13 protein-coding genes are annotated in these 13,957 nt (G+C 55.1%); 3 read left to right on the top strand and 10 right to left on the bottom strand.

What is annotated here, in order from left to right; genetic code table 11:
* Nucleotides 1-10 precede the first annotated feature (10 nt).
* The 7 genes from pstA to ACR3EJ_RS12835 all read right to left on the bottom strand — a co-directional run bounded on the left by pstA (nucleotide 11) and on the right by ACR3EJ_RS12835 (nucleotide 7,260).
* On the bottom strand, nucleotides 11-1,369 hold the full coding sequence (gene pstA, locus ACR3EJ_RS12865) for a phosphate ABC transporter permease PstA (RefSeq protein WP_170539726.1): 1,359 nt from the start codon (nucleotides 1,367-1,369) through the stop codon (nucleotides 11-13).
* Complete coding sequence (gene pstC / locus ACR3EJ_RS12860; protein ID WP_170539729.1) at nucleotides 1,366-2,838, bottom strand: phosphate ABC transporter permease subunit PstC; 1,473 nt, start codon at nucleotides 2,836-2,838, stop codon at nucleotides 1,366-1,368. Before pstC ends, pstA begins: the two co-directional genes overlap by 4 nt.
* Before the next feature lie 82 nt (nucleotides 2,839-2,920).
* Nucleotides 2,921-3,976, bottom strand: a complete 1,056-nt coding sequence (locus ACR3EJ_RS12855; RefSeq protein ID WP_170539732.1) for a substrate-binding domain-containing protein — start codon at nucleotides 3,974-3,976, stop codon at nucleotides 2,921-2,923.
* Nucleotides 3,977-4,156: 180 nt separating this feature from the next.
* Complete coding sequence (locus ACR3EJ_RS12850; protein ID WP_170539735.1) at nucleotides 4,157-5,188, bottom strand: ATP-binding protein; 1,032 nt, start codon at nucleotides 5,186-5,188, stop codon at nucleotides 4,157-4,159.
* Nucleotides 5,189-5,194: 6 nt separating this feature from the next.
* Nucleotides 5,195-5,716, bottom strand: coding sequence for a gamma carbonic anhydrase family protein (locus ACR3EJ_RS12845; RefSeq protein WP_170539738.1), 522 nt, complete (start codon nucleotides 5,714-5,716; stop codon nucleotides 5,195-5,197).
* Complete coding sequence (gene gmk, locus ACR3EJ_RS12840; protein ID WP_170539741.1) at nucleotides 5,713-6,354, bottom strand: guanylate kinase; 642 nt, start codon at nucleotides 6,352-6,354, stop codon at nucleotides 5,713-5,715. The genes ACR3EJ_RS12845 and gmk overlap by 4 nt, the downstream gene beginning before the upstream one ends.
* Before the next feature lie 15 nt (nucleotides 6,355-6,369).
* A complete protein-coding gene (locus ACR3EJ_RS12835; protein WP_170539744.1) occupies nucleotides 6,370-7,260 on the bottom strand; it encodes a YicC/YloC family endoribonuclease in 891 nt (296 codons plus the stop codon).
* 232 nt (nucleotides 7,261-7,492) lie between these two features.
* On the opposite strand from ACR3EJ_RS12835, the gene ACR3EJ_RS12830 reads away from it, so the two are divergent.
* Nucleotides 7,493-8,164: a PAS domain-containing protein gene (locus ACR3EJ_RS12830; RefSeq protein WP_170539747.1), complete on the top strand. Its 672-nt coding sequence runs from the start codon at nucleotides 7,493-7,495 to the stop codon at nucleotides 8,162-8,164.
* Nucleotides 8,165-8,215: 51 nt separating this feature from the next.
* Here the strand turns inward: ACR3EJ_RS12830 and ACR3EJ_RS12825 are convergent, their stop codons facing one another.
* Nucleotides 8,216-9,586 carry a class II 3-deoxy-7-phosphoheptulonate synthase gene (locus ACR3EJ_RS12825; protein ID WP_010440176.1) on the bottom strand — a complete coding sequence of 457 codons (1,371 nt, stop codon included), beginning with the start codon at nucleotides 9,584-9,586 and terminating at the stop codon, nucleotides 8,216-8,218.
* 169 nt (nucleotides 9,587-9,755) lie between these two features.
* Here ACR3EJ_RS12825 and ACR3EJ_RS12820 point away from each other — a divergent pair, with 169 nt between their 5' ends.
* Complete coding sequence (locus ACR3EJ_RS12820; RefSeq protein ID WP_010440177.1) at nucleotides 9,756-10,760, top strand: GlxA family transcriptional regulator; 1,005 nt, start codon at nucleotides 9,756-9,758, stop codon at nucleotides 10,758-10,760.
* Between the two features lie 19 nt (nucleotides 10,761-10,779).
* Here ACR3EJ_RS12820 and ACR3EJ_RS12815 read toward each other — a convergent pair whose 3' ends face one another.
* Entirely contained in the window at nucleotides 10,780-11,307 is a 528-nt protein-coding gene (locus ACR3EJ_RS12815; RefSeq protein WP_010440178.1) for a GNAT family N-acetyltransferase, read from the bottom strand.
* An 81-nt stretch (nucleotides 11,308-11,388) separates the two neighbouring features.
* Nucleotides 11,389-12,483 carry a PQQ-dependent sugar dehydrogenase gene (locus ACR3EJ_RS12810; RefSeq protein ID WP_170539750.1) on the bottom strand — a complete coding sequence of 365 codons (1,095 nt, stop codon included), beginning with the start codon at nucleotides 12,481-12,483 and terminating at the stop codon, nucleotides 11,389-11,391.
* 170 nt (nucleotides 12,484-12,653) lie between these two features.
* Between ACR3EJ_RS12810 and ACR3EJ_RS12805 the strand changes: the two genes are divergently transcribed.
* On the top strand, nucleotides 12,654-13,835 hold the full coding sequence (locus ACR3EJ_RS12805) for an ABC transporter substrate-binding protein (RefSeq protein ID WP_170539753.1): 1,182 nt from the start codon (nucleotides 12,654-12,656) through the stop codon (nucleotides 13,833-13,835).
* Nucleotides 13,836-13,957 lie beyond the last annotated feature (122 nt).

Raw genomic sequence — 13,957 nt, 5'->3', positions numbered from 1 at the left:
TAGCCCCCTCTTACCAGCGGCGTTCAAAGCGGCGGCGCAAGATGACCGCAATGGTGTTCATTGTCACGAGGAAGATCAACAGAATGATGATGCCCCCCCATGCGCGTTCGTAAAAGGCCGGGTCAGCGCGTTTGGACCATTCATAGATCTGCGCAGGCATGGCCGAGTTCGGAGACAGGAACCCCGCAACGATTCCGTCCGGCGGGTTTGAAGCGATAAAGCCTACCATCCCGATCAGCAGCAACGGAGCCGTTTCCCCCAGCGCTTGTGCCAGGCCGATGATAGTACCTGTCAGGATGCCCGGCGCTGCCAGTGGCAGGACATGGTGGAACACTGCCTGCATTTTCGAGGCCCCTACCCCAAGCGCCGCATCTCGGATCGAAGGCGGCACCGACTTAAGTGAAGCGCGGGTTGAGATGATGATCGTAGGCAGCGTCATCAGCGTCAGCACCAATCCACCCACCAGCGGAGCTGAGGTCGGCAGGTGCATATAGTTGATGAACACCGCCAGTCCGAGTATACCAAACACGATGGACGGTACGGCTGCGAGGTTCGAGATGTTCACCTCGATGATATCGGTCAGCCGGTTTTGCGGCGCAAATTCCTCAAGATAGATTGAAGCGGCCACACCAATGGGCAATGCCAGCGCCAGCACCACGAACATCATGAACAGTGAGCCGAGCATGGATACACCGATCCCGGCCGCTTCGGGCCGCTGGTCAGAGGCGTCCGAGCCAAAGATGAAATCCGGGTTGAAGGCTTTGTACAAGATGCCCGCATCCCTTAGCTGGTCAACAAAGTCCAACTGCGCGACCGAGATGCTCTTGTCATTAGCAATAGACTCGCGCGTCACGCGACCTTTCATGTAACCATCGACACGGCTGTTGACCAGAAAGCGGAAGCTTACGGTTTTTCCAATCTCATCCGGATTGGCGATAACATAGTTCCTCAGTTCTGCTTGTGCGGCCTTCGACAGAATCTTACCCATTTCTTTGGGTTTCAGATCGGTTTGAATGCCAAGCTTTTGTACTTCGGATTCCAACGCCGAAGCGATCAATGGGGCGTAACCAAAGGTTGAGACCTTTTTGATATCCTCGATGTTACGATTGCCCTTTTTATCCAGCTTGTCTTCCTTCAGCTCGACATTCAGCTCTAGAAAGCTTTGTTGGAAAGCCCCAGTACCGGCGGTCACGATATTGGTCACCAGAACGATCAACATCAGCAGACCGATACCAATGGCGGCGATACCATACAGTTTGAACCGCCCCTCAGCGGCATTGCGACGTTTAGTGCGTGCGTCCTTATCAAACAGCGAACCTTTGGGTTTCGCAGCAGAAGAAGCGCCAGGGGATTGGGAAATATCGGTCATTCGTACTGCTCCCGGTATTTGCGTACGATGTAGAGGGCGAAGATATTCAGCCCCAGCGTGATGACGAACAGCGTGAGACCCAGTGCGAAGGCCACCAGCGTTTCAGGGCTTGCAAAGTCGGTATCGCCGGTCAGTTGGCTGACGATACGGGTGGTGATAGTCGTCATCGCCTCAAAGGGATTACCCGAGAATTTCGCAATCGCACCGGCCGCCATAACCACGATCATGGTCTCGCCAATGGCCCGACTAGCAGCCAACAGGATCGCACCGACGATACCCGGCAGCGCTGCTGGCAAGACCACCTGACGCACAGTCTCGGACTTGGTTGCTCCCAACCCAAGCGAGCCATCTCGCATCGATTGGGGCACCGCATTGATGATGTCATCCGATAGTGAGGATACAAACGGGATCAGCATGATCCCCATAACCAGACCTGCAGTCAGAACGGCGTTGGAACTTGCCATCCAGCCAAGCCCCAGTGCCCCGCCGTCCCCGAACAGGGACACCAGCGCCGGACCAACGGTCAACAAAGCAAATAAGCCGTAAACGATGGTTGGGATACCGGCGAGAATTTCAAGTAGCGGCTTGGCAATCGAACGGGTCGCTCCGGTCGCGTATTCCGACAGATATATCGCCGCAAAAAGGCCAATCGGCACCGCCACCAGCAGCGCGATAACCGAAATGTATAGCGTGCCCCACAGCAACGGCAGGATCGAAAGCTCACTACCTCCACGGAAGTTCGGGGCCCATGTGCTGCCAAAGAAAAAGTCTTTCCATGAATGCAGTTGGAAGAAATTCATCGTCTCGAACAGCATTGAAAGAACGATGCCTACGGTTGTCAGAATGGCGATAGAAGCGGCCAGAAGAAGAAGCGCCAAAATACCTTGCTCGACAACATTGCGGGCGCGGAATTCCCTGTGCGTGCGGATATACGCAAAGGCGGCTCCCAAAAGCGCAACGACCAGCACCATGATCTGCATTGCGGTTGAACCGGTCGACGTCATGCTACGGTATTTTTGAGCGGCCAACAGAATGGGCTTTGAGATGTCTTGAGTCAGAACCTGACCTGCATCTTTCAGCGATTGTGTCAGTGCGTCGATATCTGCATCGGCGTTGCGCGCCTGCACCTCGGACAGCAGTCCAGACGCAATCGCGCCGTCTAACCCATAGGCGACGCGGCGAACTTCGCTCATGACCAGACCACGATCAGAGCCTTCGGCGATCGCAGTGTCAGGGATCATACCTGACACCGTGTTGTTCACAATCAATGGCTGCACCAGAAGCCACAGGATCAGCAATCCCAGCGCGGGGACAAGCGCGGTAAGCGCGACATTGTACCCATAATAGGATGGCAAGGAATGCAATGCGCGCGCATCACCCTCGGCGCTTGCCAAGGCGCGGGACCGGCCCGCGAAGTACCCAAGCACCGCCAAAGCAAGCAGGGTGAGCAAAATCCAGGATAACGCCATGTGAACTCCGTGGGTATGGCAGAGTTGGAGTCAAAAAGAACCGGGGCGTGTTTGCTTCGCCCCGGTTCATAAGTTCTATGGTTTAAGAACCGCCACCCAGAACGGTTTCATTGGCAACAGCTTCCTGAACCTTGATCAGTTCCGGATCCGACACCAGGCCGTATTCGGCCAGTGGGCCATCAGGGCCAGCAATCTCGTCCGCGACGAAGAATTCAGCATATTCCTTCAGGCCGGGGATCACACCGATATGCGCTTTCTTTACGTAAAAGAACAGCGGACGAGAGACCGGGTATTCGCCGGTTGCAATCGATTCGGTCGAAGGAACCACGTCGGACATGGTGGCAACCTGCAGCTTGTCTGTGTTGTTCTCATAGAACGCCAGGCCAAAGACACCGATGCCGTCTTTGTTGCTGTCGATGCGGGCCAGAGTTTCAGTGTAGTCGCCGTCGATGTCGACTGAAACGCCATCGGTACGCAGCGCGATACAAGCTTTTTCAGCCGCTTTTTTCTTGGCTTTGTCGCTGTCACCTTCGGCAGCCGCCAGATAGGCGTCAAAATCGCCGGTATGCTCACAGCCTGCCAGGATCACTTTGTCTTCGAACACTTCACGGGTGCCGTGTTTGGTACCAGGAACGAAGGCAGCAATCGGCTGAGCCGGGAAGTTCGGGTTCACCTGATCCCAAGTTTTGTAGGGGTTGTCGACCAGCTGGCCGTCAACAACAACCTGAGCGGAAAGGGCTTTGTACCAGTCATCCGGTGTGAATGCGAACGAGTTGCCGTTTATGTCGGATGCAAACACGATGCCGTCATAGCCGATCTGAACTTCGATGATGTCGGTAACACCAGCGTCTGCGCAGGCTTTGATCTCTTTTTCGCGAATCTTGCGCGATGCGTTGGCGACGTCGATGGTGTTTTCACCCACGCCCTCGCAGAAGCGCTTGAGACCAGCAGAAGAGCCACCGGATTCAACAACAGGTGTCGGAAAATCAAAGTTCTCACCGAAGGCTTCTGCAACAATCGAAGCGTAAGGCAGAACGGTTGACGAGCCAGCAACCTGAACCTGATCACGAGCGACCGCAGTGGTCGCCGATACGGCAGCGATGGCCAGAGCCGAAGCCGACAGTTTTACAAAGGACATCCCAGTCTCCTTGAGAAATATACGTTCTGATCACCCCTATGATGATCTGGGCGAAGCACTATGACGCTCGCGTAAGTCTTTTGTGACAGGCATGTAACAGTTTCATGACAACTCACGAATTTCTCAGAAATTCTTAACTTGACGAGGCGTCATGACTGGATGCCAACCGCCCGCGCAATTTCAACGCGGCAAGATCACCGTGAAAACGGCACCTTGTCCCAACTCGCTATCCACTTTCAGTCGTCCGCGATGGCGATTGACGATGTGTTTTACGATCGCCAAACCCAGCCCCGTTCCGCCCAATTCGCGTGAGCGGTGGCTGTCTGCCCGATAGAATCGCTCGGTCAGCCTGGGAAGATGCTTCGCATCGATGCCGGGACCCTGATCTATGATCTTGATCCGCACGGCTGGCCCGCGCATTGCGGTATCTCGCTCGGACAGATTCACGATCACATCGACTCGGCCACCACTCCCGCCGTATTTGATCGCGTTTTCAACAAGGTTAGTGAAAACCTGACGTAACTGATCGCTGTCCCCAACCATCGTGATTGGCTCGTTCGGGGCATCCAGTGATAGCTCGACACCTGCATCATCTGCCAATGGCCGAAGCGTGTTCAACGTCGACTGAATTAACCCGGTCAGCTCCAATGGTTCCTTGGGCCTGACCCGCTCTTCACTTTCGACCCGATTAAGCGAGAGCAGATCCCCCACCAGCCGATTCATTCGATTGGCCTCATCCGCCATGATCTGCAGAAATCGATCACGTGCTGCGGTGTCATCGCGGGCTGGGCCTTGCAGGGTTTCGATAAACCCCATCAGCGCCGTCAGCGGTGTCCGCAGTTCGTGACTGACATTGGCTACAAAATCGCGGCGCATCTGGCCAGCCTGTTCCAGATGCGTGACATCCTGAAACACAGCCAATACGGCATCGGTCCCATTGACGGGCCTGCACTGTACTTCAAATGTGGTATCCTGCGCACCGTCATTTGACAGATGTCGCGCCCGACCCGGTTCTTTCGACCGGAGGCTCTGCTCAACCGCATCTATGATCTGCGGTTGCCGCAGGATCGTTGCAAAGTGCCGGCCTTCAATGGCTTGGCCCAGCAGAGACAAGGCCTCAGTGTTCGCAGCAATGATCCGCTCGGTTTGCCCGACCAGAAGCGCTGGTGCGGGAATGGCAGCGACAAGATCAGCGAGCAAAGTGTCAGTCATGCAAACTCAGACCGGTCGCAGAGAATCGCGAAAATTACGCATGTTTTCCTGATAATGCAGCGCACTCAAAGTCAGCTTTTGCGCAGTTGCATCATCAATCTGTCGCACGATCTTACCGGGTGATCCCATGACAAGTGAGTTATCGGGGATTTCCTTGCCTTCCGTAACAAGCGCCCCTGCCCCGATCAAACAGTTTTTGCCGATCTTTGCACCGTTCAATATGATGGCGCCCATACCGATCAGAGAATAGTCTCCGATTGTGCAGCCGTGCAGCATGACCTTGTGACCAATGGTGCAATTCTGACCAATCGTCAGCGGATACCCGGCATCGATATGCATCACGCAGTTTTCCTGCACGTTGCTGCCAGCCCCCACCCGTATTTCCTCGTGATCCGCGCGGATGGTGCAACCGAACCAAACCGAAGACCCCTGTTCCAATACCACCTTGCCAATCAGGTTGGCATCAGGTGCAACCCAGGTGTCTTCGTGTATCTTTGGTGTGTGTTTGCCCAAGGCGTAAATCGTCATGATAGACCATCGAATTCGGTTTGCAGGGCGCGGATGTGGTTTTGCAGGCTTGGCTGCTGAATACGGCGCATCCGCTCGGCACTGACAATGGTTTTCAGTTTTTCCTCGGTTGCATCCAGATCATCGTTGATCAGGACGTAATCGTAATAACCCCAATGGCTGATCTCATCCCAACTTTTTAGCATGCGTTTGGCGATCACATCATCACTGTCCTGTCCGCGCCCTTCCAGTCTGCGCCGAAGCTCACGGATTGAAGGAGGAAGGATGAAAATTGACAATGCGTGCTTACCAAGATCAGAATTGCGAATCTGCACCTCACCTTGCCAATCAACATCAAACAGCACGTCACGCCCTTGCGTGATGGATTCACGTACCGGCCCCGCAGGTGAACCGTAGAAGTTACCAAAAACATGAGCGTGTTCCAGCATCTGGCCATCCGCGACCTGCTGCTTGAACTCATCTTCCGAGAGGAAATAATACTCTCGCCCATGTTCCTCACCTGGGCGCGGCGCGCGGGTAGTGGCTGAGATTGAAAACTCAAGGCCGACATCCCACTGCATCAGGCGACGGGCCAGAGTAGATTTGCCTGCGCCCGACGGCGACGACAGAATGATTAGTAGACCGCGGCGATCCGCCATGTGATGTATCCGTCCTTATTCCACGTTCTGTACTTGCTCGCGCATCTGATCGATCACGGCCTTCAGCTCTAAACCGACTGCTGTCAGTTCGGCATTTTGCGATTTCGAGCAAAGCGTATTCGCTTCACGATTGAACTCCTGCATCAGGAAGTCCAGCTTGCGCCCGACCGGTCCGTCTTGCGACAACAGCGCGCGTGCCGCTGCAACATGCGCGATTAACCTGTCGATCTCTTCGGTAATGTCAGCCTTCACCGCAATAAGCGCAAGCTCCTGCGCAACTCGTTCAGGATCGGCACCTTGGGTGTTGTCGAGAACCCGCGCGAGATTGTCTCGCAATGCCTGTTCCATTTGCAACCGACGACCTTCGGCCAGTTTGACAGCCTGGTTTGTCAATTCAGCGATCTGGTCTAATTGCCCGCCAAGTATACCTGCCAGCGCTTTTCCTTCAGCACTTCGCATTTCAATAAATTCCAAAAGCAGCCCGCCAAACTCCGCTTTCAGCTTCTCAACAAGTGGCTCCGGATCATCACTATCACCGCCTACTTCCATCATCCACTTCAGGGAAAGCAGATCGCTGGCCTTCGACGGCGCCAATAGCACGCCGCGCGTGCCAGCCATGGCCTCAGTCTGAGCCAGCGCCTCCAGTGCAGCCTCCATCGCAGAAGTGTTCAGTTGGATATCTGCAGCGGCTTCCTCACGACTCAGCCGCAGGGACAGCGTGACATTGCCGCGATTGACTTGCTTTGACAGGTCGCTTCTCAGCGCGGCCTCAAGCCCTGTCAGCCAATCCGGCATTCGCAGACGCAGGTCCAACCCTTTGCCATTGACGCTGCGCAACTCCCAAGTCCAGCTATGGGGCCCGAACGCGCCCTTACCCGAGGCGAACCCGGTCATGGATTTGATCATGACTGCCCTTTCCGTCAAATTCACTGGTCGCACCTAATGCCATTGACCAGCAGGGGGCAAGTCCTTGCTCAAATCCGGATCAATTCCGAGAGGTTAACCATTCGTTAAAGAATTGCTCCAAAATTGTATTAACCCCTGTCAATCTTGCAGCGGAAAAGGCTGGTGGGTCGCAGCATTGCCCATTAGGTGGCATTTTAGAAAAATCGTGATCGATTGACGTTGGGGTGATGAAATGAAGAGGTTTTTCAGTACTAAATCCGGTTCTGAATTTGGAAAGATCATCGCGATGGACCGATTTGACAGTGGACGCAGCCTGTCCCCTATTCGTCAGGCCGAAGCCTATTGGACAGCATTGCTGACAGCAGATGGCGTTCCAATGCGGTCACAAATCGATCCGCGCGGGCTTGAGAATATACTGGAATACACCTTCATTCTTGAACGCATCGCACCCGGTCTTGCCCGATTTCGTCTGGCCGGGAGTCATCTGAATAAACTGGCGGGAATGGAAGTTCGCGGGATGCCACTCACTTCGTTCTTCGAGCCCGATGCCCGAGATGACACCAAGCAGCTTCTAGATCAGGTGTTCTCTGCACCTGCAGTTGCCGAACTTGGGCTCGTCTCAAAGGGCAAGTTGGGTCGGGTAAGCTTACAAGCGCGCATGATCTTGCTGCCACTCAAGAGCGATCTGGGAGATATCAGCAGAGTCCTGGGTGTCATGGTCAGTGATGGGATGATCGGTCTCACGCCGCGCCGGTTCACAATATCCGATCACCGGGTAAACAAGGTTTCCGATTTACAGACCCCGCCAAAACACGCGCCGAACATGGCAGAAGGATTTGCCGAAAGTCCGAGCGGGTTCAAAGGCGCACCGCACCTAAAGCTGGTTTCGTCGCGGGATGAATAAAAAAACGGCGGGCAAATTGCCCGCCGTTTTCGTCTTTGATCCATTGCTGCTTTAGCTCGCGGCGCGCTTGCCCCGATCCCGGCGCAGATTGGTCAGTTCTTCCGCAACAAGGAAGGCCAGTTCTAGCGACTGCGACGCATTCAGGCGCGGGTCGCACGCTGTGTGATAGCGATCGGAAAGATCCTCTTCGGTCACCGCGCGGACACCGCCGGTGCATTCGGTGACGTCCAGACCGGTCATCTCGAAATGCACCCCACCCGGAACGGTGCCCTCGGCCTGATGCACTCCAAAGAAGTCGCGTACTTCACGCAGCACGGAATCGAACGGTCGTGTCTTGTACCCGGTCGCCGATTTGATCGTGTTGCCATGCATCGGGTCACAAACCCAAGTGACCTTGGCACCTTCTTCTTTCACAGCCTGGACCAGACGCGGCAGATGCTCACCCGCTTTGCCTGCGCCGAAACGCGCGATCAAAGTCAGACGACCCTCTTCGTTTTCCGGGTTCAGTTTCGACATCAGAACCTTGAGGTCTTCGGCGCTGGTTGTCGGACCGCATTTCAGACCGATCGGGTTCAGGACACCGCGGCAGAATTCGACATGCGCACCGTCGGGCTGGCGGGTACGATCGCCAATCCAGATCATGTGGCCCGAGCCGGCCAACCAATTGCCCGAGGTCGAATCCAGACGGGTCAGCGCTTCTTCGTACTCAAGCAGCAGGCCTTCGTGGCTGGTGTAGAACTCTACCGACGAAAACTCATGCGTCGTATCCGCAGTGATGCCCGCCGCCCCCATGAAATCAATCGAATCCTGAATGCGGTCGGCGATCTCAGAGTATTTCTGAACGTCTTGTCCGTCGGCAAAGCCAAGTGTCCAGGAGTGGACATGGCTCATATCCGCGAAACCACCGGTCGAAAACGCGCGCAGCAGGTTTAGCGTGGCGGCCGCCTGAGTGTAGGCCTGCAGCATCTTGCTCGGATCAGGAATTCGGGCCTCGGGCGTGAAGTCCAGTTCGTTGATGATATCACCACGGTAGCTGGGCAGTTCTACACCATCCACAATTTCCGTTGGAGCGCTGCGTGGCTTGGCGAATTGACCCGCCATGCGGCCAACTTTCACCACAGGCACCTTGGCGCCATAGGTTAGCACCATCGCCATTTGCAGCATCACCTTGAACGTGTCACGGATAGCGTCCGCACTGAACTGTTCAAAGCTTTCAGCACAATCTCCGCCTTGCAGCAGGAATGCCTCACCACGGCCTGCAGCACCCAAATGCTGCTTGAGCCGCCGCGCTTCGCCGGCAAAAACCAGCGGGGGATACTTTGAAAGCTGCGCCTCGACTTTTCCCAACGCAGCCGCGTCGGTATAGTCGGGCATCTGAACTCGGGGCTTGTTGCGCCAGTTCGTTTTTTGCCACTCGGTCATAGCTTGGATCTCCGCTGAGGTAATTCAGATCGTCTCTATACAAAAAGCATTGAAGAGAGGCCATATGCGATTTGCACCTCTTGACGGCGCAAACAAGCTTTGAGCATGTTGACGGGCATATCTGCCGTCGCCAAGAAGCTGACGTGTACCGAATCAAGGACAGTTCGCCATGCAAGAGCAACGCCAAGTTGTCACCGTGGAAAATGACGCGGGCAAACCGCTTAATTTTGTGTTTGTCCTTTTGGACAAGTTTTCACTGCTGTCCTTTGCATCGGCCCTCGACAGTCTGCGCATCGCCAATCGTATGGCAAATCGCGATTTGTATACTTGGACGCTGGCGGGTGAAGGCGGAGAGCTGGTGCATTGTTCAGCCGGAACCACCTTCAAATTGGATGCAGATCTTGAAGAATTGCAGCGCGATGAAGTGATCCTGATCTGCGGTGGGGTCGACGTTCAGGCGGCCACCACAAAACGTGTGTTGAACTGGCTGCGCCGCGAAGCCCGCAAGGGGCTGAAGATTGGTGGTCTCTGCACTGCTGCTTATACGCTTGCGAAAGCGGGATTGTTGGAAGGTAAACGCGCCACAATCCACTGGGAAAACTCTGATAGCTTTGCCGAGGAATTCGATACGGTCGAACTGACCAAATCCGTATTTCTGGTGGATGGGAACCGAATGACCACCGCAGGTGGAACATCGTCGATTGATCTGATGCTTAAACTAATTGCCGATGACTATGGTGAAGATCTGGCAAATGCAGTCGCGGATCAGATGATATATTCCTCGATCCGCACGGATCAGGACACTCAGCGCCTTTCGACGCCAACTCGGATTGGCGTTCGCCATCCCAAGCTCAGCCAAGTCATCCTGATGATGGAAAAGAACATAGAAGAGCCGATCTCGCCATCGATTCTGGCCAAGGACGTGGGCATGTCCACGCGTCAGCTTGAACGCCTGTTCCGCCGCTATCTTAGCCGTTCCCCCAAGCGCTACTACATGGAACTGCGCCTGCACAAAGCGCGAAACTTGCTGATGCAGACAGATATGAGTGTCATCAACGTGGCGCTCGCCTGTGGCTTTGCCAGCCCATCGCATTTCTCAAAATGCTACCGGGCACACTATAATACGACGCCTTATCGTGAACGTGGAGCGCAGAGCGGGCGATTGTCTGTTTGATCCAAGGACGCTGCCAGACCTACAACTCTTTTTCGAAGTAATGCAGGTGCGGCCGAAGCATCGGCTGATCCAGATAGGTTGTTGTTTCGATCGGTTCTTCAAGCTCAACGAATCCGAGCTTGGGATACAAGCTTCGCATTTCGACATTTGGCGTCAGTGTGTCAGCGATCAGGCGCTTAAGACCCATATCGCGTGCAGCTTGTTCACGGGCCATAATCAGGGCACGCCCTGCGCCGGTTCCTCTTGCTCCCTCAATCACAAAGACACGCTTTAGCTCACCTGTACGGGAATCAAAGCGTTTCAGCATTCCGCATCCAATGATGTCTCGGGTTTGATTTCTGGCCACAACCAAACATCCGTTCGGGGGCAAATAGTCATCCGTATTTGCCCAGAACTCGGCCAGCGCGCTTTCAGGGGCAGCTGGATCTATCTCAAATCCCATTGCCTGCATTCTGACAACGATAAGCGCGTAATACTCTTTCAAGATCGAATTCAGTTCGCTCTTCGGCGGTATAGTGCTGCACAGTTCAATTACGAAGCCACTCATTTGGCACCTCAAAACAACTGGCCACCGGGTTACTCAAACGCTTCGATGACTTGGAAAATTCAATAACTTCGTTGCAGGTTATCAGAGGCGCGACATCCTATAAACCGCGCCCTGCCCGACCGAAATGAACCAGATCGACCCATCGGACGCCTCTACGATATCACGGACACGTTCTGTTTCAGGACCCTTGATCCGTTCTACCTCGCGCAGCGGATTGCCCGAAAGCCGTGCGATATAGTCGAATTTCAAAGAGCCTACGAACAGATCCCCCTTCCACTTTGGCCAGAGCTTACCTGAATACACAAGCAATCCCGAGGGTGCGATAGACGGGTCCCAATAGTGTTTAGGCTGCTCCATCCCCGGTTTCGACGTTCCCTCGCCAATCTTCTGACCCGAGTAATGCACCCCATAAGAGATCACGGGCCATCCATAGTTAGCTCCGGGCCGGATCAGATTGACCTCATCGCCCCCTTTGGCCCCGTGTTCAGATACCCAAAGCCGACCCTGCTGATCCAAGTTGGCTCCCTGAGGGTTCCTGTGTCCAAACGACCAGATTTCGGGCCGGACATCGGGATTGTCGACAAACGGATTGTCACGAGGAACTGATCCATCTCGATTTATTCGAATAACCTTTCCCAAATGGTTTGACCGGTCTTGAGCTGCCGGACGATCCCCACGATCTCCGATCGTGACAAACAAAGAGCCATCCTCGGCCTCGACGACACGCGAGCCAAAGTGCCGACCCCCGGAACCGCCGGGCACGGCCTCAAAGATTATGCGCAGGTTGGTCAGGCGATCCCCGCTTTCGGAGAACCGCGCGACTGCAACTGCAGTACCCGCACCACCTCTTTGCGGCTTTGAAAACGTTAGAAAAAGCTCTCGGGTTTGACTGAAATTCCGAGCAATCGTGACATCAAGCAAACCACCCTGCCCGTTCGCGGCCACTTTTGGCACCCCTTTGACGCGCTTTGCCTCGCCTTCAGCAACATAAAGAAGCTCTCCATCGCGTTCGGTCACGATGAAACTGTTGTCCGGAAGAATGCCAATGGCCCAAGGCGTATCCAGGCCTTTCACCACTTGGCTGAGTTGAATTTTCCCGACCGACGTCTCGATAACATCGGACCAGCCGGACACCGACCAACAGGACAGAATCAGAATCGCGAAAATTCTATGCATCTCTACCCTCTTCCCAACAATACTTCGGTGTTAAGGCTCAATTCCCATCAAAGCAGATAGATTGTCTGCGGACAAAAGCACTTTTTTGTTAGGACTTTTCTTTTCCGAGCAGCTTGCCTAGGGTCATGCCCAGAACGACGACGTTCAAACAATAAATAGGGAGTAACCTAATGAAAAAGCTGCTTACCGCTACTGCAGCAACCGCCCTGCTGGCGGGAACCGCAATGGCCGACGACGTTAAGCTGGGCGTACTGTTTGGCTTTACGGGTCCGATTGAATCGCTGGCACCTGCCATGGGTTCGGGCGCTGAGCTGGCAATGGCCGAAGTTACCGAATCCGGGAAGCTGCTGGATGGCTCAACCGTTACCGGAACGCGAGCTGACACCGGCTGCATCGACAACGGCCTGGCGACATCGAACGGCGAACGCATGATCGCGGATGGCGTCGCTGGCATTATCGGCGGTGACTGCTCGGGCGTAACTGGCGCCATCCTGCAGAACGTTGCGATTCCGAACGGCATGGTCATGATCTCGCCCTCGGCAACATCGCCTGGCCTGTCGACCATGGAGGATAACGGCCTGTTCTTCCGCACCGCCCCGTCGGATGCGCGTGAAGGTCAGGTGATGGCAGATATCCTGAACGATCGCGGCATCAGCTCGATCGCTCTGACATACACCAACAACGACTACGGCAAAGGTCTGGCAGACGCGATCCAGTCTTCATTCGAAGCTTCGGGTGGGGAAGTCACCATCGTCGCTGCACATGAAGACGGCAAGGCTGACTACTCGGCCGAAGTTGGCGCGCTGGCCTCCGCCGGTGGCGACATTCTGGTTGTAGCTGGCTATCTGGACCAAGGCGGTCTGGGCATCATCCAGTCGGCTCTGGACAGCGGCGCGTTCGACACGTTCGGTCTGCCCGGCGGAATGATCGGTGACTCGCTGCCCGCAAATGTCGGGCCCGATCTGAACGGCTCGTTCGGACAGATCGCCGGTTCGGGTGGAGAAGGTGCCGAGAAGTACTTTGCCATGGCAGAAGCTGCTGGTTTTGACGGCTCGTCGCCCTATTCACCTGAAGCATACGACGCCGCCGCACTGTTCATGCTGGCCATGCAGGCCGCAGGCTCGACCGCTCCGGCAGAATACGGTGCAAAGATCATGGACGTTGCCAACGCTCCGGGTGAGAAAATCTACCCCGGTGAACTGGCCAAAGGTCTGGAACTGTTGGCTGCTGGTCAGGACATCGACTATGTCGGCGCATCTGGTGTTGAACTGATCGGACCCGGTGAAAGCGCGGGATCCTACCGCGAGATCGAAGTGACCGACGGCGAGAACAAGACCGTCAACTTCCGTTGATCCGAACTTCATCGTCATAAAATCAAGCAGCCCGGGCCTTGTGTCCGGGCTGTTTCAATGACAAAAGGCCGCACCTCCCTTAAGGGGATATGACAACAAGAACGCCGAACAGGGCGGCAAGG

This window comes from Ruegeria sp. AB11, from assembly GCF_056536325.1.
The sequence above is the reverse complement of the archived record's forward strand: the minus strand, read 5'-3'. Positions and strand labels throughout refer to the sequence as shown.